Below are 21734 nucleotides of genomic sequence, written 5' to 3'. Positions count from 1 at the left end.
CTCCCATCCTGGCGAAGGGGGGCCTTGTCGGACCCCCCGGCTAGGTTCGACACTAGTTCCAGTACACCGTACGAGAGAGGGGTGTGGTCATGATTCGAGCACGCGGGCTGACCAAGACGTTCAGCCGCCGCAAGGAGACCGTCGAGGCAGTCAAGGGGATCGACGTCGACGTGGCGGAGGGCGAGCTCGTCGCCTTCCTCGGCCCCAACGGGGCCGGCAAGTCCACGACGCTGCGGATGCTGACGTCCCTGCTGGAGCCGACGGCGGGCGAGGCGACCGTCGCCGGGTACGACGTCGTCGCGCACCCGGCGCAGGTACGGGCGCGGCTCGGCTTCATCGGACAGGGCAACGGGGGCGGGTTCAGCTACAAGGTGGTGGACGAGCTGCACAACCAGGGGCGCTTCTACGGGCTCGCGCCGGAGGTCTACAAGGAGCGCGCCGCCGACCTCATGGCGGCGCTCGAGCTGGGCGGCCTCGAGAAGCGGTCGGTCCAGTCGCTGTCCGGAGGCCAGCGCCGGAGGCTCGACGTCGCGCTCGGGCTGATGAACCACCCGCCGCTGCTGTTCCTGGACGAGCCCACCACCGGCCTCGACCCGCACTCACGAGCCAACCTCTGGGGCCACATCACCGCGATGCGCGAGCGGTACGGCATGACCGTGGTGCTCACCACGCACTACCTCGACGAGGCGGACAGCATGGCCGAGCGCGTCGTCGTCATCGACCACGGCGAGATCATCGCCGACGCCGCGCCCGGCGTCCTCAAGCGCCGGCACGCCGACGACTCCCTCACGCTCGTGGTCGCGACCGACGACGGGGCTGCGGTCCGCGCCGCGCTGCCCGACGACCTCGGGGACGCCGAGCTCACGGCACACGGGACAGGGCTGCAGGTGCGGGTGCGCACGGCGCAGGGCGCCGAGGAGCTGCCCGTCGTCATCGAGGCGCTTCGTGTCGCCGGCATCACCACCACGTCGGCGAGCGCCCGCCAGGCCAGCCTCGACGACGTGTTCCTCAACCTCACCGGCCGGAGCCTGCGCGAGGAGGCGGCAGCATGACCGAGCAGACCCGCACCACCACGACGACGCAGCGCGAGGCGCCCCGAATCGTCACGCGCACCGGCCCGGGCAAGTTCTTCGCGGACACCGCGGCAGTCTTCACCCGCGAGATCCTGCTGGTGCTGCGCGACCCGTTCACGCTGATCTTCTCGCTGCTGCAGCCGCTCATCTTCCTCGGCCTGTTCGGGCCGTTGCTCACGGGGACCTTCGGCGGCGGCTTCGGCGCCGAGGGCGCGAGCACCGCGGACACCCTGCAGTGGTTCGTGCCCGGCGTGATCGTCATGATCTCGCTGTTCGGCACCTCGATGACCGGCTCCAACCTGCTCTACGAGGTCATGACCGGCTCCTACGAGCGGGTGCTCGCCACCCCGCTGGACCGGTCGGCGATCCTCGTGGGCCGGGCGCTCAAGGAGTTCGCCCCGCTGCTGGTGCAGGGGCTCCTCATCGCGGTGGTCTGCATCCCGTTCGGGTTCACGTTCCACCTGCTCCCGGCACTCTTCGGGCTCGCGCTCCTGGGCCTGTTCGGCATCGGCGTCGGCGCCCTGTCGCTCGCGCTCGCGCTGGCGTCGAAGAACCGCGAGTGGCTGTTCTGGGGCGTGCAGCAGTCGCTGCTGTTCCCGCTGCTCATCCTGTCCGGGATGATGCTGCCGCTCGAGGCCGGCCCGTCGTGGATGCAGACGGCGGCGAAGTTCAACCCGCTCACGTACATGGTCGACGCCGAGCGCGTCCTGTTCGGCGGCACCTTCGCCGACACGGCCGTGCTGTGGGGCGTGGTCGCCGCGGCCGTCACGTGCGCCGTCGGCCTCCTGGTCGGCATCCGCGCCACGCGCAAGGCCGTCTGAGTGCGCCACGCTGGTTGAGCCTGTCGAGACCCGGGTCTCGGCAGGCTCAACCACCGATCGGGTCAGCGGCCGGTGTTGTTCATGTGGTCCGGGTGGGAGCCGATGCGCTCGTCGCGGTCGAGGCCGGTGATGGCGGCCATGTCCTCCCCGGAGAGCTCGAAGTCGAAGATCTCCAGGTTCTCGCGGATGCGCGACGGCGTCGCGGACTTGGGGAAGACGACGTCGCCGCGCTGGACGTGCCAGCGCAGCACGACCTGGGCGGGCGTGCGGTCGTGGTCGGTGGCGATGCGCGCGAGCGTCGGGTCCTCCAGCACACGGCCGCGGCCCAGCGGGGACCAGGCCTCGGTGACGATGTCGTGCTCGGCGTCGAACGCGCGGACCTCCTCGTTGCCGAACCACGGGTGGATCTCCACCTGGTTGACGGCGGGCACCACCGTGCCCTCCGCGAGGATGCGTCGCAGGTGCTGCGGTTGGAAGTTCGAGGTGCCGATCGCGCGGGCGCGCCCGGAGCGGTAGAGCTCCTCGAGCGCTCCCCACGCCTCGACGAAACGGCCGACCGCCGGCAGCGGCCAGTGGATGAGGAACAGGTCCACGTGGTCCAGCCCGAGCTCCTCGAGGGAGCGGTCGAACGCCTCCAGCGCGGCGTCGTGCTCGTGGAACGCGTTGTTCAGCTTGGTCGTGACGAAGAGCTCGTCGCGCGGCAGCCCGGCCGCCGCGATGGCCTCGCCGACGCCGCGCTCGTTGCGGTACATCTGTGCGGTGTCGATGTGCCGGTAGCCCGCCTCGAGGGCGGTCAGCACCAGCTCGCGGGTCTGCTCCGGCGGGACCTTGAAGACGCCGTAGCCGAGCTGCGGGACCGACGTGCCGTTGTTCAGGGGCAGGGACGGGATCTCGGTGCTCATGTCACCCATCTTGTCCCGGGCGCGCCGGCGTCGCAGCGACGGTGTCCGATGGCGCGCAGCAGCCGTCGTCGCACCCGTCCTCGCAGGAGTCGCAGCCGTCGTCGTCGGCCGCGAGGAGCGCGCCGACGGGGGTACAGCAGGCGTCGCCCCGCCAGGCCTCGACGCCCTCCCGGACGGCGAAGCCGGCGATGACCAGGGCGGCGAGCGGGTCGGCCCACGACCAGCCGAGCGTGGCGTTGAGCACCAGCCCGACCAGCAGCACCGCCGACAGGTACGTGCAGATCAGGGTCTGCTTCGAGTCGGCGACGGCCGATGCCGAGCCGAGCTCGCGGCCCGTGCGACGCTCGGCCCACGAGAGGAAGGGCATGATCGCGAGGCTGACCGCCGCGAGGGCGATGCCCACGGGGGAGTGGTCCGGCTCCGCCGCGCCGAGCAGCGTCCGGGCGGCGTCGAGCGAGACGAACAGGGCCAGCCCGAAGAACGACACGGCGATGAGGCGCAGCGCGAGGCGCTCGCGGCGGCGCGGGTCCGGCGCGGCGAACTGCCAGGCGACCGCGGCCGCCGACAGCACCTCGACCACCGAGTCCAGGCCGAAGCCGACCAGCGCCGCCGACGACGCCGCCCGCCCCGCGGCGATCGCGACGACCGCCTCGACGACGTTGTACGCGATCGTCGCGGCGACGATCCAGCGCACCCGGCGCTCGAGGAGCGCGCGGCGCACGGGCTGCAGGGGGCGTAGCGGGAGGCTCGTCACCCGCATGACGGTACACGGATACCTGTACCGTTGACCAGGGTCGATGGAGGTCGCCGCTCCGCGGAGGTACCAGCAGGCATGCTGTACCCATGTCGAAGAGTCTGCCCCTGGGCCCCACCGTGATCGACGACGACAGCGAGGTGCGGTTCGTCGCGGGGACGAGCCAGTTCGCGATGCGTCTCAAGGACGGGCACCTGCACGTGCGCGCCATCGACGTCGGCGAGGGCGAGGCGCAGATCTCGGTGGTCCCGACGTCGAAGAGCACCCTCAACCTGCACATCGAACGCCGGCCGTCGCACGGCCCCGTGGAGGTCGAGGGCCCGACCGTGCGGTAGGCGGGCGCCCGCGAGGACGCAGGTCACGGTGCTCGGACTGTGGCCCTGCTGGCGGGTGGCGCACAATGGAGGGGTCGGAGGTGTTCCATGGTCACGATCGACGAGGCGCGAGCCGCCAAGCCCGCCCTGCGCGAAGCGCTCGAGAGTGTCGAGGGGGTGCGCGGCGTCGGGCTCGCCCAACGCGGCGACGAGGCGGACTGGGTGCTGCAGGTGAACGTCGTCTCGCTCCGCGCCCGCAAGGACGTGCCGCCCCAGGTGGACGGCGTCCCCGTGCAGGTGCAGGTGGTGGGCGCGGTCACCGCGCTCTGACGATCAGGCGGCGAGCGCCGCCAGCGCGGACACCTGCTCCAGCAGCTCGTCCGCCCCGACGGTGTCAGCAGGGTCGAGAAGCACCCGCGACACCGCCCCCAGCAGCAGCATCTGCACGAGCGCGCCCTGCGCCCCGGGGACCCCGAAGAGCTCGGCCAGCGCGGTGCGGGCGTGCGCGTTGTCGGCGGCGAGGGCGGTGGCTCGCTCCGGGTCGCGCGCGGCGGCCGCGACGAGCTCGAGCTGCACCGCCCAGAGGGCCCGGTCGTCGGCGACCGAGGCCATGACCCGCTGCCACACCGCACGGAACCGTCCGCCGGGCGACGCCCCCAGATCTGCCGCCCCGATGGACTCCAGCACGTCGCCCCAGTCGCGCAGCGCGTCGACGAGGGCCGCGTCGAGCAGCGCCTCCTTGCTGCCGAAGTGATAGCCGATCGCCGCGAGGCTCACGCCGGCCGCGGTGGCGACGTCGCGGGCCGTGGTGCGGGCGTACCCCTTGTCGCGGAGGCAGGCCCGGGCGGCGGCGAGGAGCGCGGCCCGGTTGTCGATGGAGCGCATCGGCCCATGGTAGCTCGAACGTCTTACACGAACGTCTTGCACATATGTCTTAATCGGGTCTAGCGTGGTGCGCGCCACCTTCCTCACGGTCAGGAGAACTCCCATGAACCGCTCCGTCCTCGTCTCCGGCGGCGGCGTCGCCGGCCTCGCTCTCGCACACCGGCTCGCCGCGCGCGGCGACGTCGTGACCGTCGTCGAGCAGGCCCCCGCGCCCCGCGCCGGCGGCTACAAGGTCGACGTGCGGGGCGCCGCGCTGCAGGTGCTGGACCACATGGGCCTGCTGGAGGAGGCCCGGACCCTGCGCACCGAGGTCCGCGCCGGCAGCGTCGTCGACGCCCGCGGGCGCCGGGCCGCCAGCATGGACGGCGACACCTTCGGCGGCCGCGGGCACGACGACGTCGAGCTGCTGCGCGGCGACCTGCATCGCCTCCTGCGCGAGGGGGCCGCCGGGGCCGAGCACGTCTACGGCGACTCGATCGCGAGCCTCGAGGACACGGGCGACGGGGTGGAGGTCGAGCTCGCCTCGGGCCGCACGGGGCGCTACGACGTGGTGGTCGGCGCCGACGGGCTCCGCTCCCGGACGCGGAACCTGGTGCTCGGCCCGGACGAGCGGCACGTCGTCGACCTCGGGTACTACGTCGCCGTGGCGACCGTCCCCAACCGGCTCGGCCTCGACCGCGAGGAGGTCACGTACGTGGGGCCCGGCCGCACCGCGCTGGTCTACGCGACGGCCCGGGAGGAGGGGGCGCGAGCGATGTTCCTGTGGTCGTCGGGGCCCCTCGGCCACCGGGACCTCGGGCGCGCGGGCCGCGAGCGACTGCTCGCCGACGCGTACGCGGGCGAGGGGTGGGAGGTGCCCGGGCTGCTGGCCGACGTGCCCGCGTCGCCCGACCTGCTGTTCGACTCCCTCAGCCAGGTACGCGCCGAGCGCTGGTCGGCCGGGCGCACCGTGCTGCTCGGCGACGCCGCGTACTGCGCGTCGGCCGCCTCCGGGCAGGGCACGAGCCTCGCGCTCGTCGGCGCGTACGTGCTGGCCGCCGCCCTCGGCACGCACGACGACCCCGCCGGGGCGTTCGCGGCCTACGAGCGCAGGATGCGCCCGTTCGTGGCGGCCAACCAGGCGCTCGGCCCCGCGAACATCAAGCGGATGGTCGTCGGCTCGAAGGGCCAGGTCCGCGCCTCGCTCGCGATGCTGCGGGTCATGGACAGGCTGCCCGGCAAGGACCGGATGATGGCCGCGATGACGGCCCCCATCCACCGGGCGGCGAACGCGATCGAGCTGCCCGAGCTGGTCAGCTGACCGAGCCCGTCGGGCGCGGGAGGCGCGCTCGCCGCGGGCCGCGCCCGCGAGATGCCAGGTGCCGCAGCAGCCGCTCGGCCGGGCCCCGGACGCCCCGGCCGTCCAGCGCGGCAGAGACGACGACCGTCGTCGCCCAGACCGCGACGGCCAGCAGGGTCGCCGCCGCCGTGCCCAGGTGCGCGCCCAGGCCGACGAGAGGCAGGGTCAGGAGCAGCACGAACACCACGGACTGGCTGAGGTAGGCGCTCAGCGAGCGTCGGCCGGTGGCGGCGACCGCGCCGACGACGACCCCGGGGCGGCCGGGGGACCGGGACGCCAGCAGGGCGAACACCGCCGCCAGTCCCAGGCCGCCCGCCACGCCCGTCAACGCATGGACGACGGCGAGCGTCACGGAGCCGGAGACGCCCGGGGCAGGGAGGTAGCCGCCCGCGACGATACCGCTGGGGGCGCCGCCCGCCACGGCCAGCAGGATCCCGACCAGCGCCGTCCGGCGCAGCAGCCGTCGGTGGAGGAACGGCTGCTCGAGGACGTGGTGCCGGGCGGCGACGACGCCGACGAGGGCGGCGGTGACCACCGGGAGCAGCCCGAACGGCGCCATGACCCACTCCATCGGGCGGGAGGCGAGCGCGGCGAGCGGGTCGGTCATCTCGAACGACCAGAGGAAGCCGCGTTCCGGACCCGTCGCCAGGCCGTAGACCAGGCCGGTCACGACGGCTGCGGGCACCAACCAGAGCCCGGCCACCCACAGCAGCGCACGGTCCGACCGCCGCATCAGCGCCGCGAGCAGCAGACCGACGACCCCGTACCAACCGAGGATGTCGCCAGGGAAGAGGAGCATCCCGTGGACCGCGCCGAAGGCGATCAGCACGACGCTCCGCCGCCGCTGGAACTGCCGGACCTCCGCGTCGCCCGCGCCCTCGCTCCGTCGCCGCTCGGACAGCTGGACCATCCCGTACCCGAAGAGGAACGCGAACAGGGGGTAGGCCCGCCCGTCGACCAGCGTCACCACGGCGGCGGACACGGCGTGGTCCACCGCGCCGTCCTCGACGACGTGCTGGCGAAAGCCGTACGGGCGACCGACCAGGTAGATCATCACGTTCGCTACGGCAATCAGCGCCAGCATCCAGCCGCGGGCCAGGTCCGGGGCCGGCGACCGCCCGAGGAGCGGCGGAGCCGAGGGTGTGCCTGCGGGCACGGCCGTGGGGAGAGGGCTCATGCCGTCACGCTAGGGAGCGGCAGGTCGAGCGCGGGTCCCCCGGTCGGCCCCGGTCCGGGACTGCGCGGACGGACACTGCCGTCCACCGAACGGACGACGCGCGGTCGGCCCGCGGCCGGCGTCCGTGATGGAGGGACCCGGACCTGCCGCAGAATGGCGGGGTGACCTCTTCGACCCGCCTGCCCCGCGTCCGCGCCTCCGAGCTGGTCGGCCGCGGCTGGCTCAACACCGGCGGCCGCGACGTCGCCCTCGCGGACCTGCGCGGCAAGGTCGTCGTCCTCGACTTCTGGACCTTCTGCTGCGTCAACTGCCTGCATGTGCTGGACGAGCTGCGCGAGCTGGAGGAGGGGCACCGTGACGAGCTGGTGATCGTGGGCGTGCACTCGCCCAAGTTCGCGCACGAGGCGGACCCGGACGCCCTGGCCGCCGCCGTCGAGCGGTACGAGGTGCGCCACCCGGTGCTCGACGACCCCGAGCTGGTCACGTGGGGCGCCTACACGGCGCGCGCCTGGCCGACGCTCGTCGTTGTCGACCCGGAGGGGTACGTCGTGGCGCAGATGGCGGGGGAGGGCCACGCGTCGGCGATCGAGGCGATCGTCGAGGAGCTGGTCGCCGAGCACGACGCGAAGGGCACGCTGCACCGCGGCGACGGGCCGTACGTGCCGCCCGAGCCCACGCCGAGCACGCTGCGCTTCCCCGCCAAGGCGGTCGTCCTGCCGTCGGGGAACCTGCTCGTCGCCGACGCCGGTCACCACTCCCTGGCGGAGCTCGGGCCGGACGGCGAGACCCTGGTGCGCCGCATCGGGTCCGGCGAGCGGGGCCTCGCCGACGCGCGGGGCTCCGCGGACGAGGCGCGGTTCAGCGAGCCGAACGGGCTGTGCCTGGTGCCCGACGAGCTGCGGCCGACCCTCGGGTACGACGTGCTCGTCGCGGACACGGTGAACCACGCGCTGCGCGGGGTCGACCTGGCGACCGGCCGGGTGCGGACGGTGGCGGGCACCGGCGAGCAGTTCATGGTGGGCGGGCAGGAGAACGTCGTCGGGACGACAGACGCGTTCGACCCGGGCGCGACCCTCCCCGCGGCGTCCGTGCGGCTCAGCTCCCCGTGGGACGTCGCGTGGTCGCCGCGGCTCGGCGCGTTCGTCGTCGCGATGGCCGGGAACCACACGCTGTGGGTGTTCGACCCGCTCGCGCTCGAGGGCCACGGCAGCCTCCGGCTGCTCGCCGGCACGATGAACGAGGGGCTGGAGGACGGCCCGGGGGCGCAGGCGTGGTTCGCGCAGCCGTCCGGGCTCGCCGCGGCCGCGGGCCCGGACGCGGGCGACGCGCTCTGGTTGGCCGACGCGGAGACGTCGGCCCTGCGCCGTGTCGTGCCGGACGACGACGGCACGGTCACGGTGAGCACCGCCGTCGGACAGGGGCTGTTCGACTTCGGCCACCGCGACGGCGCCGCGGCCGACGCGCTGCTGCAGCACCCGCTGGGCGTGGCGTCGCTGCCCGACGGCAGCGTGGTCGTCGCGGACACGTACAACGGCGCGCTGCGCCGGTACGACCCCGCCACGCAGCAGGTCACCACGCTCGCCACCGGCCTCGCGGAGCCGAGCGACGTGCTCGTCGAGACAGCGGTCGGCCCTTCGACGGGCTCGGGGCAGGCGCGCCTGCTCGTCGTGGAGTCCGCGGCGCACCGGTTGACGCGGGTCGCGCTGTCGGCGGACGTCGCGGGCCAGGTGCTCGACGGCGGTGCGCACCGCACGGCGCGCCCGGCGACGGAGGTCGCGCCCGGAGAGCTCCGCCTGGACGTGCCGTTCGTGCCCGCGCCGGGCCAGAAGCTCGACGACCGCTGGGGCCCGTCCACCGAGCTGCGCGTCAGCGCCACCCCGCCGGAGCTGCTGCTCGACGGCGCGGGCGACGGCGTCGAGCTCGATCGCGTGCTGGTGCTCGACCCGGACGTCGCCGAGGGCGTGCTGCACGTGACCGCCAAGGCGGCGTCGTGCGACGTCGTCCCGCTCGGCCCGGACGGCGAGCCCGACCCCGAGGTGTTCCCCGCCTGTCACCTGGCGCAGCAGGACTGGGGCGTGCCGGTCCGCGTGACGCCGGACGGCGACGCCTCGCTGACGCTCCCGCTGCGCGGCTGACCGGCGCCGCCGGCCCCGCGGCCTAGGGTTCCGGCGTGACCACCACCCTGACCCCCGGCGACGTCCTCGTCGCCGGCCCTGTGTCCTGGAACCGCATCGTCCACCTCGACGCGCTCCCCGAGCCGACGCCCCACACCGTCTTCGCGCGCGGCGCCTACGACACGGTGGGCGGCACGTCGGCGGGCAAGGCCCTCAACCTGGCGAGCCTGGGGCGCGGCGTCGTGCTGCGCACCGTGCTCGGCGACGACGACGAAGGCGCGCGGGTGCGCGACGTGCTCGACGACGCCGGGGTGCGCGTGCTGGCCGAGCCGTCACCGGACGGGCGCACCGAGAGCCACCTCAACCTCATGGATCCGGTCGGCGACCGGGTGTCGGTCTACCTGCGTGCGCCCGGCGAGGTCGCCGCCGCAGGGCCCGGGTGGGACGCGGCGCTCGCGGCCGTGGACGACGCCGCGGCCGTCGTCGTCGACCTCGCCGCGCACTCCGTCCCCGTGCTGGCGGCGGCGGCCGAGCGGGGCCGCGACGTGTGGGTGGACCTGCACGACTACGACGGCGTCACCGCGTTCCACCGCCCCTGGGCGGAGGCCGGCACGCACGTCTTCCTCAGCTCCGACCGCCTGCCCGACCACCGCGCGTTCATGGCCGGGCGGCTCGACGCCGGGGCGCGGCTCGTGGTGTGCACGCACGGCGCGCGCGGCGCGACGGCCCTGGACGCCGACGGCTTCGTCGACGTGCCCGCCGAGCGGGTGGACGACGTCGTGGACACCAACGGTGCGGGCGACGGCTTCTTCGCGGGCTTCCTCGACGCGCACCTGCGCGGCGCGGGCCTCTCCGAGGCGCTCGCGGCGGCGGCCGCGCACGCCGCGCGGGTGGTGCGCAGCCGGGCTCTCTCCCCGGCGGGGTGACGGGAGGCGGGGCGCCGGGTCAGGCCAGGCCGACGTCCCGCGCGACGATCGCCGCCTGCATCCGGGACACCACGCCCAGCTTCGCGAGCACCCGCGACACGTGCGTCTTGGCCGTCGCCTCGGTGATCACCAGCTCGTCGGCGATGCCCTGGTTGGACAGCCCGCGCCCCAGCGCGCCGAGCACGTCGACCTCGCGCGGGGTGAGGTCCGACAGCCGCGGGTCGGCGGGCGCCGCCGGCGGCCCGTCCACGTCGGGCGCGGGCCCCGGGGCCGCGCCCGTCAGCTGCGCCAGCACGCGCCGCGTCACCTCCGGCGCGAGCACTCCGTCCCCGGCGGCGACGCGGCGCACCGCGTCGAGCAGCGCCACGGGCTCCGCCGTCTTGAGGAGGAACCCCGCCGCGCCCGCCCGCAGGGCGCCGTCCACGTACTCGTCCAGGTCGAACGTGGTGAGCACCAGCACGTCGGCCAGGCCCTCGGCGACGATCGCGCGCGTGGCCGCGATGCCGTCCGTGCCCGGCATGCGCAGGTCCATGAGCACGACGTCGGGGCGCAGCGCGCGGGCGTTGGTCACGGCGGCGTCCCCGTCGGCCGCCTCGCCCACCACCTCGACGTCGTCCGCGGCGTCGAGCAGCAGCCTCAGCCCTGCGCGGATCGCGGCGTGGTCGTCGGCGACGAGCACGCGGACCGCGCCGCCACCGGTCCCGCCGTCGTCCGCGAACCCGGCCCCCGCCTCCGTCGTCGTCATCCCGCCGTCCCTTCGTTCCTTCCGCCGGTCTCCGCGCCGGCCGGCACCCGCGCGCGCACGGCCCAGCCGCCGTCGTCCGTCGCCCCGGCCTCGAAGGTGCCGCCGAGCGCCTCCGCGCGCTCGCGCATGGTGAGCATCCCCGTGCCCGCGCTGAGCGGCATCCCGGCCGCGTCCACGGCAGGCCCCGGCCCTGTCGGCGGCGGCGCGTTCCGCACCTCCAGCAGCACCGCACCGCCGCGGGGGCGTGGGCCGCGGGCGAGGCGGACCGTCACCGGCGCCCCGGGGGCGTGCTTGCGGGCGTTGGTGAGCGCCTCCTGTGCGATCCGGTAGAGGGCGTGCCCGACGGCGGCCGGCAGGTCGGCGCGGGCGACGCCGCCCGGGTCCTCGGTCGTCACGGCGGTGCCGGCAGCCCGGGCGACGTCGAGCAGGTCGTCCAGCCGGTCGAGCCGGCCGGGCGCGGCGAGCGGGTCGCGCGGGGCGTCCGCGCGCAGCAGCCCGATCATCGACCGCATCTCCGTGAGCGACGCGACGGCGCTGGCCCGCACCTGCTCGAGCGCGCCGCGGTCGCGCGCGGCGTCCGGCGGGGTGCTGAGCGCGGCGCCGGAGTGGATGGCGATGGTCGACAGGTGGGAGGCGATGACGTCGTGCAGGTCGCGCGCCATCGCCGCCCGCTCTGCCCGCACGGCCTCGTGCCGGTCGAGCTCGGCGATGCGCGCCAGGTCGGCGGCCCGCTCGCGCTCCAGCTCCGCCGTCCGGCGAGCCTCGTCGGCACGCGACCGCTCCACCGCCGCCAGCTCCGACTTCTGCCGCACGTTGGTCGCCCACCACATCGGCACCAGCAGGATCGCGCCGAGGTTCAGCCCCGCGTAGACGAACGCGCGCACGTCGCGCGACGACTCTCCCGCGGCGACCGCGCCGGCGACGCTCAGCACGATCGCCGTGCCCCACAGCCACCGGCGCGCGGTCGTGCCGGACCACATCGCCGCCGCGTACAGCAGGTCCCACAGCACGAGCAGGATCGCGAGGCTCCCGCCCCAGGCGAGGTCGACCAGGGTGACGCCGACGCCGCCGGCGAGCGCCAGCATCGGGCGGGATCGCTTGGCGAGCGTGAGCGCGCACCCGACGGCGAGGAGCGCGACGCGCCACCACGGTTCGGGGGTCGTCGCGCCGAAGGGCCCGCCGTTGAACAGGTCGACGAGCCCGACCTGGAGGAAGAGCCAGCCCAGCACGAAGAGCGTCACGGCGGTGGTGACGTCGCTGCGGCGGTCGTCGCCGCTCCACAGCCCGACCAGCCTGCGCAGGCGGGCGGTCGCGGCGTGGTCCGTGGTCACGGCCCCATCCCAGCACAGCGGCGTCGCCCGGGGATCGTCCGAAAGGGGTATGCCCGCCCCGGGGGACCCGGCGGCCGAGGATCACTCGTTCGGCGGACGCCCCGGTCGGCGCCTCGCCACCAGGATCGTGGGATGGACCTTCCCTTGGACCTCGGTGGCCTGGAGGGCGCCGGGCTCGGCGCCATGGCGGGCGTGCTCGTCGTGCTGGCGCTCATCGACTCGACCAGCTTCGGCACGCTGCTCATCCCCGTGTGGCTGCTCATGGCTCCCGGCCGGCCCCGCGCGGGGCGGATGTTCGCCTACCTGGGCACGGTCGCCGTCTTCTACCTCGCGGTAGGGGTCGCGGTGCTGCTCGGCGCGGGCGCCTTCCTGGACAGGTTCGGGGACGCGCTGGACTCGCGGCCCGCGCTGATCGTGCAGCTCCTGCTCGGTCTCGGCCTGTTCGCGCTGAGCTTCCGGTTCGACGGCAAGCGGGCGCGGGCGCGCGCCGCGCGGGAAGGGGCGCGGCCGGGCCGGCTCGTCCGCTGGCGGGAGCGTGCGATGGGGATCGAGACGGCCGGCGCCGTCATCCCGGCGGACGCCACCCCCGGCCTGCTCCCCGCAAGCACGACGGCGACGGCGGTGCGGCAGCGCTCCTCGCTGCTGCCGCTCATGGGCCTCGCCCTCGGCGCGGTGGCGCTCGAGGTCGGCACGATGCTGCCGTACCTGGCCGCGATCGGCCTGATCACGACGTCGGACCTCGGGACCGGCACCGGCGTCGGTGTCCTGGCCGTCTACTGCGTGGTGATGGTGCTCCCCGCGCTGCTGCTCCTGGGGGGCCGCCTGGTCGCGGCCCGGGCCGTCGACCCGCTGCTCGTCCGGCTGGAGAGGTGGCTGTCGAAGAACGCCGCGGAGATGACGGGCTGGGTGCTGGGGATCCTCGGGGTGCTGCTCGCGCTCAACGCGATGGGCAGCCTCGGCTGGACCGGCTGACCGGGCGCGGCGACCGTCAGGCGCCCAGCTCGTCCAGCATCTGCAGCAGGTTGGCGCGCGCGGTGCGCTCGTGGCCGGCCACCCAGTCGCCGGCGTACGCGCGGGGCACGATCTCCACCACCAGCAGGCACGCGAAGTACGCCCGGTACAGCCGCAGGCGCTGCCAGGCGTCGGGGTCGCCGGAGCCCGGGGTGCCGTCGCCGATGCCCAGGTCGCCGCCGGCGTCGCGGTACCCGGCCAGCAGGTCCGGGTCCACGGCGCCGGCGCCGAGCTGGTCCGCGCCCACCAGCTCGAACACCGGGTCGCCCCACAGGGCTCGTTCGCCGTCGAGGGCCCCGACGACGGTCCGGTCGGCAGGGTCGAGCAGCAGGTTGCCGGGCCACAGGTCGGCGTGCACGAGCCGGGGCGTCGTGACGTCGGCGAGCAGGTCGCGGTGGTCGTCGACGGCGGCGAGCAGCCGCGCCGCGGGGAGGTCGACGCCCCAGCGCGCGGCGTCGTCGAGGGCGGCCCGCACCATCCCCGCGAACGCCTCCGGCCAGGTGGGCGCCGCGAGGCCGGCCTCGGGCGCCGGGTACCCGAACCGTCTGCCGTCGTCGGGGGCGCCGTCCTGGCGCGTGAGGTCGTCGCGCGTGAGGCGGTGCAGCCGGGCCATGAGCGAGCCCAGGGACCGGCGCGCCCGGGCCGCGGCGGCGTCGTCCAGCTCGAGCGTGCTCCACGGGTCGCCCGCGAGGAAGGTCGTGACGAGGGCGTCGCCGTCCACGTGGGCGCGGGTCGTGTCGACGTGCAGCACGCGCGGCACCGGCAGACCGGCGGCGTGGGCGATCCGGTCGACGGTCGCCTCCGTGCCCAGCACGCCGTGCTCGTAGCGCAGCAGGCGGGTCGTGTCGGCGCCCGTCACCTTGACCACCACCGTGCGCCCGTCGGCGAGGTCCGCGCGCACCACGCTCGCGAACAGCCCGCCGCTCAGGGGCGCGACACGGCGCACGGCACCGAGCGGAGCGAGCAGCGCGGCGACCTGGTCGTCGCTGATCTCGGTCTTGGTGAGCACGCGCGCGAGCGTAGCGGAGGGCGGGAACCGGTCAGGGGGCGAGCAGCGCGGGCAGGTCGAGGAGCGAGTCGACCACCGTCGCGCGGGCCGCCTCGGCCCGTTCGGCGTGCAGGTAGCCCCACGGCCCGCGCCGGATCAGGACCGGCATCATCCCGGCGTCCGCGGCGGGCAGGACGTCGTTGTCGAGGCGGTCGCCGACATACGCGATCTCGGCGGCGGGGAACCCGCTGAGCTCCGCGACCCTCGCGAAGAACTCCGGGTCCGGCTTCTGCACGCCCCATTCGTCGGAGGTGCGGATCGCGTCGACGGGCAGGTCCATCGCCTCGAGCGCGGCGCGGGCCTGCGGCGGCTGGTTCCCGGCGACGACGACGGCGAGGCCGGCGGCGCGCAGCCCGGCGAGCGCCTCGCGCACGTCGGGGTACAGGTCGTCGGCGTCGAAGTTCTCCCGCAGGCCGTGGGGGTCGTCGCGGGCCCAGCGCTCGAGCTCGGCGGGCACGTCGACGCCGGGCCGCACCATGTCGAACGCGTGCCGGTGGGACAGGTCCAGCGCCGCGCAGCCGCCCAGCACGCCCAGGAACGTCAGGGCCGGCACCCCCAGCCGGTCGGCCCACCGGGTCCAGATCCGCGTCTCGTCGATCAGGGTCTCACCGACGTCGAATACCACCGCGCGCACCATGCCCGTGACCCTATCCGCCGTCGGCGCCGGACGATCGTGGCGGGACGAGGACAGCCGCTTGTCAGGAGCCGTTCAGCCGTGGCGGCTATCGTGCGAACCATGGCCGGCCCCCGCGAACCCTCGTCCGTCCCGGTGACCCTGTCGACCGCGTCGGTGTACCCACGCCGCGCGGCGTTCGCGTTCGAGGTCGCCGCCGAGCTGGGGTACGACGGCGTCGAGGTCATGGTGTGGTCGGACGCCGCCACCCAGGACCCGGCGGCCCTGCAGCACCTATCCGACGAGCACGGCGTGCCGATCCGGTCCGTGCACGCGCCCACCCTGCTGGTCAGCCAGCGGGTGTGGGGCCGGGCGCCGGCCGACAAGCTGCGCCGCTCCGTCGACATGGCGGGCGAGCTCGGGGCCCGGACCGTGGTGGTGCACCCGCCGTTCCGCTGGCAGTACAAGTACGCCCGGCAGTTCCAGGACCTGGTGCACGAGCTCAACGAGGCCAGCCTCGACCAGGCCGACGGCGTGACCGTCGCGGTGGAGAACATGTACCCGTGGAAGCCTCGCTCGCGGGGCGACCGCGAGCTGAAGGCCTACCTGCCCGGCTGGGACCCGGCCGACCACGACTACGAGGCCGTCACGCTCGACCTCTCGCACGCCGCGATCGCGCAGCAGGACGGGCTCGCGCTGGTGCACGGCTTCGGCGACAAGCTGCGCCACGTCCACCTGGCTGACGGCACGGCGTCGGGCCGCGACGAGCACATGGTGCCCGGCCGCGGCGACATGGCGTGCGACAAGGTGCTGGAGGAGCTGGCGCGACGCGACTACGACGGCGACGTCGTCGTCGAGATCTCGACGCGCAAGGCGCGCACCGCGAGCGAGCGCCACGCGGACCTCCAGGCGGCGCTGAAGTTCGCCCGGGCGCACCTCGCCCCGGTGCCGGAGCCGTACCAGCCGCCCCCGCCGGAGCACCACCACCTGCCCGCCGACGCCTGGTGACGGCCAGGGCTGACGGCCGGCGCTGAAGGGTCAGGCCGCGGCGACGCGGGCGCCGACGGCCCGCAGCACGAACGCCTCGGTGGCGCGGATCGCGCGCTCGCGAGCGTCCGGGGCATCGGGGATCAGCCGGCCCGACAGGCAGGCGTTGACCAGCTGCACCGTGGGCTCGATGTCCTGCTCGGGGAACTCGCCCTCGGCGATCCCGGCGCGCAGGATGCGCTTGAGGATGGACTCCACGATCTCCGCGTGCTCCCGCAGCCGCGCCTGCGTGGTGCGCGACAGCACGGTGCGCAGGTCGGGGCCGGGGGCGAGGTGGAAGACGCGGGTGAGCTGGGCCTGCTGGCGGATGTACGTCCGGAGCTGCTCCACGGGGTCGTCCACCTCGGCGAGCGCCCGCTCCAGGGTCTGCGCGTACTGCTCGGTCTCATGGGTGATGAAGCCCAGCAGCAGCGCCTCCTTGTCGGGGAAGTGGTTGTAGACCGCGGTGCGCCCGACGCCGGCCGCCGTCGCGATGTCGGCCAGGGTCACGGAGTCGAACCCGCGCTCGGACATCAGCGTCGAGAGGGCGGTGAACAGCTTGTGCCGGGTCATCTGGCGGTGCTCGTGCAGGCTCTTCCCGATGATCTTGGGCATGCTGACATCATAGGCATCTGTTGTCAGCACCTCGGGACGCTAAGGTGCCGGTGTGACCGACCCCACCGCGCCCTCCGAGCAGCGGCCCGCCGCACAGGCGGACGGCATCGTCCCCGACACCAAGGACTGGACGTGGGTGCTGGCGCGCCCGTGCCCGGAGTGCGGCTTCGCCGCCGCCGAGGTCGAGCCCGCGGACGTCGGCCCGGCCGTGCGCGCGACGCTGCCCCGCTGGCGCGCGGTGCTCGCGCGGCCCGACGCCGCGGTGCGGCCCCGCCCCGAGGTCTGGTCGCCGCTCGAGTACGCCGCCCACGTGCGCGACGTCTTCCGGATCTTCGACGAGCGGCTCGGCCGCATGGTCGCGGAGGACGACCCGGCGTTCGCGAACTGGGACCAGGACGTCGCGGCGCTCGAGGGCGACTACGCGCACCAGGACGCGGGCGTGCTCGCGGACGAGCTGGACGCCGACGGCGAGGCGGTCGCGGCATCCTTCGACGCCGTCGCGCCGGGCCAGGCCGAGCGCACCGGACGCCGGTCCAACGGGTCCGTCTTCACCGTCCGCACGCTGGGGCAGTACTTCCTGCACGACGTCGTGCACCACCTGCACGACGTGCGCGCCTGACACCTCCCCCGCCCGCGGAGCCGCAGGTCACGGTGCCGCGACGTCACCTGACCGCAACATGGCCGTGACGTCCCGGTGACCGCGCGACCGGTACGGTCCGCGCCATGGCCAGGGTCCCGGCGGTCGTCCCCGCGGAGCACACCTCCGACCACGTGCTCGTCGTGCCCCGGCCGCCGGGCGGCGACGCCCCGGAGGGGCATCCCTTGCCGGGGCTGGCCGCCGCCTGGTTCGACGACGTCGGCTGGCTGAGCCCGCCATCCGCGGCCGCGCCGTCGCGGGCCGGGGGCGGCGCGCGGTTCCACGGGGTGCGGGCCGTGACCCGCCCGGCCGCCGGGGTGCTGCGGCTGGGCGACGAGCACCGCGCGACCGGCCCCTTCCCGCTCGACGCCGCCGCGGCGGCCGCGCTGGGGTGCGCGCACCCGGCCGACGCCTGGGCGCTCGGCCGCGCGGACGGCGCCCTCGACGCGCGGGGCGGTCGGCCCGCCGCGTACGACGACCGCGACGGGATCGCGCGGGCGTTCGCCGCGGCGCTGCCCGTCGGGGAGGAGCTGCGCCTCGTCCGTTGGGCCGTCGCGGTGGCGCGCCGCACCTCGGGGATGCTGCTCGCCGACGGGCGGCAGGTGCTGCGCCCCGACCCGGCGGCGTCCGTCGACCTGGTGGTCTGGCCGGCGCGGCCGGTGCCGGCCGGGGAGCTGCTCGAGGTGGTGCGCTCCGTGGTCGCGACCTCCACGCTCGAGGCCGCGCCGGGTGGCGAGGCCGGCCATCGGGTGCTGGCCCGGACGCCGTACGACGGCGACCTCGTCGTCACCCACGAACGGGCCGGCGGGCCGCCCCGGGCGCTCGCGGCGGAGCCGTGGCCGGACGGCGCGCCCGCGACGGTGCACCGGCTCGCGTGGCTGCCGCAGGACCCGTACGAGCTGCAGGTCTCCGATCCGTCCGGGCTGCACGTCATCGCCCGCGACCGGGCGCGGGCCCTGCTGGCCCGGGTCGCGTCGCTGCTGCACGGCCGGGCGGGCGGCGCGGTCGTCGACGACGCGGGGTTCGTCCTCACCGCGCGCGACCTGGAGTCGCGGCGGGCCGACCCGTCGCCGGGGGCGCGCGCCTGGGTGTGACCCGGCGTCGTCCACAGGCACTGTCCACAGCGACTGTCCACAGGATGTGTCCACAGGGCCGGGCAGGAGCGGGAGATGCGGCCCGGTGGTCCTCACCTGCGACGTTCCAGGGTGGAACGGTGTCGGGGGCGCGATCGGGCAGCGCCGGCGCCGGCGTGACGGAGTGAGGGGATGGTGCCACGAGCCGCGGGATTCCGCGGTTTCTGCCGGGTCGGCACCGGGGCCGTGCCACGGGCCGGCAGGGTCGGGCGGGAGGGCCGGGGCCCGTCGGCGGCGTGGCAGCGCGTGTCGCGCCCGGCGCGTCGTCCACAAATTTCTTCCACAGGGCTGTGGGCGGTGTGGGGATTCCGCGGGTCCACCTGTGGACGAACCTGTGGTCGGATCGGCCGTCCCGAAAACCTGCTCCCCACCCCTTGCACCGCACCGGCAGCAGGTCTAGAAACGTGCGTACCGGTCTTGCGGAGATCCGGGCCGACGATCACCTGAGAAGGTCGGTCGTCAGCCCTCTCCACGGGACACGGTCAACCGGAGAACGACGGGCCGTCCCGTACCGCGGTGCGGGTTGTGGGTGACGACACAGGAGCCTGTACGGGGCCGGAAGACCACCCGCGCCCGGCTGTTCGCGGAGAACGTGTTCCTGAGAGGCGACGACGCACCAGGCCTCGACGGGACGCGGCGAGCGGTCGGGGTCGTGACGTCGCCACGGCACCCCTGGTCCCCGGGACCGTCGATCAGGGGTACGCGGTGCTCTCCGAGGCCCCCCGGCCGCCCCGGGGGGCCTCGGCATGTCGGGGGCGGGCGCGTCGTCCTACCCTCGGCCCATGAGCAACCTCGAGACGCGCCCCACGGAACGCACCTGCACCGCGGGGGACCGCCCGACGGGGGTGGAGCTGCTCACCGCCCGCGAGGTCCCGCTCGGCGGCCCGCGCGCGATGACCGTGCGGCGCACGATCCCGCAACGGCAGCGCTCGCTGGTGGGCGCCTGGTGCTTCTGCGACCACTACGGCCCGGACGACGTCTCAAGTTCCGTGGGGATGCAGGTGCCCCCGCACCCCCATATCGGGCTCCAGACCGTGTCGTGGCTGTTCGCCGGCGAGATCCTGCACCGCGACTCGGTGGGCTCGCTGCAGACGGTCCGCCCGGGGGAGCTCAACCTCATGACGGCGGGGCTCGGCATCTCGCACTCGGAGGAGTCGCCGGCCGAGGGGCGGCCGCCGTCGCTGCACGGCGTGCAGCTGTGGACCGTGCTGCCGGAGTCCGACCGGCACGCGGAGCCGCACTTCGAGCACCACGGCGACCTGCCCGTGGCGACGACCGGCGGCGCGCGCGTGCAGGTCTTCATGGGCGCGCTCGGCGTCGCGGGAGAGCGGCTCGCGTCGCCGGCCCGCACGTACACGCCGCTGGTCGGCGCCCAGCTCGACCTGCCCGTCGGCGGGAGCGTCACCCTGGAGACCGACCCGACGTTCGAGCACGCCCTGCTCGTCGACGCCGGGGACGCGACGCTCGAGGGCGAGGTCGTGCCGCCCGCCGGGCTCGGCTACGTCGCCCCCGGCCGCGACCGGCTCGTCGTGACGGCGGGCGCCTCGCCCGTGCGCGCCGTCCTCATCGGCGGCGAGCCGTTCACCGAGGACGTGGTCATGTGGTGGAACTTCGTGGGCCGAACGCACGACGACGTCGCGCTGGCACGCGCCGACTGGATGGCGCAGGTCGCGGACGACCCTTCGACTGGCTCAGGGGCGTCCGGCGAGGCCACCCCGACCCGGTACGCCGCCGGGGCCGCCGCACGGCGGTTCGGCGAGGTGCACGGGTACGCGAGCGGGCCGCTGCGCGCGCCGGTGCTGCCCGACGTGCGGCTGCGCCCGCGCACCCGGCCCTGAGGGGCGTACGTCAGGCGTCAGGTCCGGGGGAAGGTCACACGCACCGTGGCGACACCGTCGCCGGCGGACTGCACGGTGAGCCGCAGCGCGCCCGAGCGGGTGGTGAACGACGAGCCCCGGCTGAGGTTCGAGTGCCGCCGGGACTCCTTGCCCATCGGCACGATCAGGTGCTCGCCGGGGTACGCCCACGTCGAGCCGACCCGTCCCAACCGGCTCACCGTGACCCCGTAGGCGACGGTGTAGTCGCTCGCCGCCCGCCACGGGATGCCGCCGAGCGACGGGTAGCGCGCGCCCGACGGGCGGCGGAACTCCACGTAGTAGTACTGCCCGGTCTTCGGGTCGACGGCGCGCAGCAGCCGGGGTCGGCTGTTGGCCACGTGCCGCTCGGAGATCCGCACCGTGCGCGCGCCGCCCTTCTTCGTCACGGTCACGACGTCGGAGGCCGGCAGCACGCCCAGGCGCTTCTTCTGCGCGCCGGACAGGGGCGCCGTGCCGACGGCGGCGAAGTCGGCGCCCATGAGGTCCATCGGGTCGAGCCCCTCGACCGCGCCGCAGCGTGAAGACGTGAACGGGCGGTCCGGGACGCTGCCGGTGCACCAGCCCACGCCGGAGTGCTCCAGGCCCATGTTGTGGCCGAGCTCGTGCGCCAGCGTCGACACCGCCGTCGCGTACTGGGGGTGCGTGAAGCGCGAGCTACGGGTCTCGCCGTTCGGTCCGCCGAACAACGAGAAGGACCAGCCGCCGGGGTTGTCGCGGCTCGCCTTGCTCGGCAGGGAGCCGAGGCCGAGCGTGCCGCCGCACGTGTCGGTCTCCCGCGGCCCGCCGGGGTAGTCGCCGCGCAGGTACGGGAACAGGACCACCAGGTGCTCCCGCTTGCCGGGCCCGCGCGTGCTCGACGTGAACCAGTCCGCGCCGTAGTGCGCGCGCCCGCCCCGCTTCACCTGCGTGAGGATGCGGCTCGTCGTCGTGCACGACCCGTCGCCCGTGTCGACGCGCTCGATGTCCGAGCTGCGCACGAACCGCACGCGGCCGCCCGACTGCTTGACCAGTACGCCGACACCTTCGCCAGCAGCGCGTCGACGTCGGCGTCGCGGACCAGCTGCCCGGCGCGGGTCCGGGACATCCAGTGCGGCGTCGCGACCGCGACGTCCACCCGGTGCACGCTCCGGTCCGTCTGGGCGCGCACCCCGGCGCGCGAGAGGTCCGGGCCGGGCACGGCGGACTGCCAGCGCACGACGTCGTCGACGGCGGAGTCCTCCACCGCCCTGCCGTCGAGGACGGGGTCGCGGGGGCCGGCGGCGACGCCCGCCGAGGTGGCGGCCGTGGCCGGCGCCGCGAGGGCGGGGGCTCCGACGGCCGCGAGCGGCTCCGCCAGCAGCGCGGTGGTGACGAGGGCGACGACGGTGACCGCGCGTGCCTGCATGATTCCCCC

General features: G+C 75.2%; 23 protein-coding genes. 12 read left to right on the top strand and 11 right to left on the bottom strand.

Translation table 11 applies throughout. The features are described 5' to 3' along the window. Positions 1-89: 89 nt before the first annotated feature. Both B5Y66_RS17800 and B5Y66_RS17795 read left to right on the top strand, forming a co-directional pair. Complete coding sequence (locus B5Y66_RS17800) at positions 90-1052, top strand: ATP-binding cassette domain-containing protein (protein ID WP_079576016.1); 963 nt, start codon at positions 90-92, stop codon at positions 1050-1052. After that, positions 1049-1894 (top strand): ABC transporter permease, encoded by an 846-nt coding sequence (locus tag B5Y66_RS17795; protein WP_079575944.1) that lies wholly within the window; start codon positions 1049-1051, stop codon positions 1892-1894. Before B5Y66_RS17800 ends, B5Y66_RS17795 begins: the two co-directional genes overlap by 4 nt. A 62-nt stretch (positions 1895-1956) precedes the next feature. Here B5Y66_RS17795 and B5Y66_RS17790 read toward each other — a convergent pair whose 3' ends face one another. Further along, positions 1957-2796, bottom strand: coding sequence for an aldo/keto reductase (locus tag B5Y66_RS17790; protein WP_079575943.1), 840 nt, complete (start codon positions 2794-2796; stop codon positions 1957-1959). Between the two features lies 1 nt (position 2797). Further along, positions 2798-3556, bottom strand: coding sequence for a cation diffusion facilitator family transporter (locus B5Y66_RS17785; RefSeq protein WP_079575942.1), 759 nt, complete (start codon positions 3554-3556; stop codon positions 2798-2800). Positions 3557-3639: 83 nt separating this feature from the next. Between B5Y66_RS17785 and B5Y66_RS17780 the strand changes: the two genes are divergently transcribed. Together B5Y66_RS17780 and B5Y66_RS17775 are read left to right on the top strand one after the other, a co-directional pair. Beyond that, the gene (locus B5Y66_RS17780; protein ID WP_079575941.1) at positions 3640-3885 is read left to right on the top strand and encodes a hypothetical protein; all 246 of its coding nucleotides are present in this window, start codon (positions 3640-3642) and stop codon (positions 3883-3885) included. Between the two features lie 87 nt (positions 3886-3972). Beyond that, positions 3973-4194, top strand: a complete 222-nt coding sequence (locus B5Y66_RS17775) for a hypothetical protein (protein WP_079575940.1) — start codon at positions 3973-3975, stop codon at positions 4192-4194. 3 nt (positions 4195-4197) lie between these two features. On the opposite strand, the gene B5Y66_RS17770 is transcribed toward B5Y66_RS17775, so the two are convergent. Continuing rightward, positions 4198-4749, bottom strand: coding sequence for a TetR/AcrR family transcriptional regulator (locus B5Y66_RS17770; RefSeq protein ID WP_139820960.1), 552 nt, complete (start codon positions 4747-4749; stop codon positions 4198-4200). Positions 4750-4852: 103 nt separating this feature from the next. On the opposite strand from B5Y66_RS17770, the gene B5Y66_RS17765 reads away from it, so the two are divergent. Further along, the gene (locus B5Y66_RS17765) at positions 4853-6049 is read left to right on the top strand and encodes an FAD-dependent monooxygenase (protein ID WP_079575939.1); all 1197 of its coding nucleotides are present in this window, start codon (positions 4853-4855) and stop codon (positions 6047-6049) included. On the opposite strand, the gene B5Y66_RS17760 is transcribed toward B5Y66_RS17765, so the two are convergent. After that, positions 6042-7265 (bottom strand): DUF418 domain-containing protein, encoded by a 1224-nt coding sequence (locus B5Y66_RS17760; protein WP_079575938.1) that lies wholly within the window; start codon positions 7263-7265, stop codon positions 6042-6044. The genes B5Y66_RS17765 and B5Y66_RS17760 overlap by 8 nt on opposite strands. 161 nt (positions 7266-7426) lie before the next feature. Between B5Y66_RS17760 and B5Y66_RS17755 the strand changes: the two genes are divergently transcribed. Both B5Y66_RS17755 and B5Y66_RS17750 read left to right on the top strand, forming a co-directional pair. Continuing rightward, positions 7427-9400 carry an NHL domain-containing thioredoxin family protein gene (locus B5Y66_RS17755; protein WP_079575937.1) on the top strand — a complete coding sequence of 658 codons (1974 nt, stop codon included), beginning with the start codon at positions 7427-7429 and terminating at the stop codon, positions 9398-9400. A gap of 35 nt (positions 9401-9435) precedes the next feature. Continuing rightward, complete coding sequence (locus B5Y66_RS17750; RefSeq protein ID WP_245807196.1) at positions 9436-10305, top strand: carbohydrate kinase family protein; 870 nt, start codon at positions 9436-9438, stop codon at positions 10303-10305. A gap of 19 nt (positions 10306-10324) precedes the next feature. Here B5Y66_RS17750 and B5Y66_RS17745 read toward each other — a convergent pair whose 3' ends face one another. Together B5Y66_RS17745 and B5Y66_RS17740 are read right to left on the bottom strand one after the other, a co-directional pair. After that, a complete protein-coding gene (locus tag B5Y66_RS17745) occupies positions 10325-11050 on the bottom strand; it encodes a response regulator (protein ID WP_079575936.1) in 726 nt (241 codons plus the stop codon). After that, the gene (locus tag B5Y66_RS17740; RefSeq protein ID WP_079575935.1) at positions 11047-12381 is read right to left on the bottom strand and encodes a sensor histidine kinase; all 1335 of its coding nucleotides are present in this window, start codon (positions 12379-12381) and stop codon (positions 11047-11049) included. The genes B5Y66_RS17745 and B5Y66_RS17740 overlap by 4 nt, the downstream gene beginning before the upstream one ends. Before the next feature lie 132 nt (positions 12382-12513). Here B5Y66_RS17740 and B5Y66_RS17735 point away from each other — a divergent pair, with 132 nt between their 5' ends. After that, positions 12514-13353: a GAP family protein gene (locus B5Y66_RS17735; RefSeq protein ID WP_079575934.1), complete on the top strand. Its 840-nt coding sequence runs from the start codon at positions 12514-12516 to the stop codon at positions 13351-13353. 16 nt (positions 13354-13369) lie between these two features. Here the strand turns inward: B5Y66_RS17735 and B5Y66_RS17730 are convergent, their stop codons facing one another. Then, entirely contained in the window at positions 13370-14401 is a 1032-nt protein-coding gene (locus B5Y66_RS17730; RefSeq protein ID WP_079575933.1) for a phosphotransferase family protein, read from the bottom strand. Positions 14402-14432: 31 nt separating this feature from the next. Next, positions 14433-15077: an HAD family hydrolase gene (locus B5Y66_RS17725; protein WP_079575932.1), complete on the bottom strand. Its 645-nt coding sequence runs from the start codon at positions 15075-15077 to the stop codon at positions 14433-14435. Between the two features lie 99 nt (positions 15078-15176). Between B5Y66_RS17725 and B5Y66_RS17720 the strand changes: the two genes are divergently transcribed. Further along, positions 15177-16061 carry a sugar phosphate isomerase/epimerase family protein gene (locus B5Y66_RS17720; protein ID WP_079575931.1) on the top strand — a complete coding sequence of 295 codons (885 nt, stop codon included), beginning with the start codon at positions 15177-15179 and terminating at the stop codon, positions 16059-16061. Positions 16062-16091: 30 nt separating this feature from the next. On the opposite strand, the gene B5Y66_RS17715 is transcribed toward B5Y66_RS17720, so the two are convergent. Then, the gene (locus B5Y66_RS17715) at positions 16092-16694 is read right to left on the bottom strand and encodes a TetR/AcrR family transcriptional regulator (RefSeq protein ID WP_079575930.1); all 603 of its coding nucleotides are present in this window, start codon (positions 16692-16694) and stop codon (positions 16092-16094) included. A 52-nt stretch (positions 16695-16746) separates the two neighbouring features. Between B5Y66_RS17715 and B5Y66_RS17710 the strand changes: the two genes are divergently transcribed. From B5Y66_RS17710 to B5Y66_RS17700, 3 genes are all read left to right on the top strand, one after another. After that, the gene (locus B5Y66_RS17710; protein ID WP_079575929.1) at positions 16747-17313 is read left to right on the top strand and encodes a DinB family protein; all 567 of its coding nucleotides are present in this window, start codon (positions 16747-16749) and stop codon (positions 17311-17313) included. 104 nt (positions 17314-17417) lie between these two features. Then, positions 17418-18425 carry a hypothetical protein gene (locus tag B5Y66_RS17705; RefSeq protein WP_079575928.1) on the top strand — a complete coding sequence of 336 codons (1008 nt, stop codon included), beginning with the start codon at positions 17418-17420 and terminating at the stop codon, positions 18423-18425. Between the two features lie 821 nt (positions 18426-19246). Next, positions 19247-20302: a pirin family protein gene (locus tag B5Y66_RS17700; protein WP_079575927.1), complete on the top strand. Its 1056-nt coding sequence runs from the start codon at positions 19247-19249 to the stop codon at positions 20300-20302. Between the two features lie 17 nt (positions 20303-20319). Here the strand turns inward: B5Y66_RS17700 and B5Y66_RS17695 are convergent, their stop codons facing one another. Together B5Y66_RS17695 and B5Y66_RS17690 are read right to left on the bottom strand one after the other, a co-directional pair. After that, positions 20320-21318: a zinc-dependent metalloprotease family protein gene (locus B5Y66_RS17695; protein WP_139820959.1), complete on the bottom strand. Its 999-nt coding sequence runs from the start codon at positions 21316-21318 to the stop codon at positions 20320-20322. Then, a complete protein-coding gene (locus B5Y66_RS17690) occupies positions 21240-21725 on the bottom strand; it encodes a hypothetical protein (RefSeq protein ID WP_079575925.1) in 486 nt (161 codons plus the stop codon). The genes B5Y66_RS17695 and B5Y66_RS17690 overlap by 79 nt, the downstream gene beginning before the upstream one ends. Positions 21726-21734 lie beyond the last annotated feature (9 nt).

It is taken from the genome of Krasilnikoviella flava, from assembly GCF_900167525.1.
GTDB classification, from domain to species: domain Bacteria; phylum Actinomycetota; class Actinomycetes; order Actinomycetales; family Cellulomonadaceae; genus Isoptericola; species Isoptericola flavus.
The sequence above is the reverse complement of the archived record's forward strand: the minus strand, read 5'-3'. Positions and strand labels throughout refer to the sequence as shown.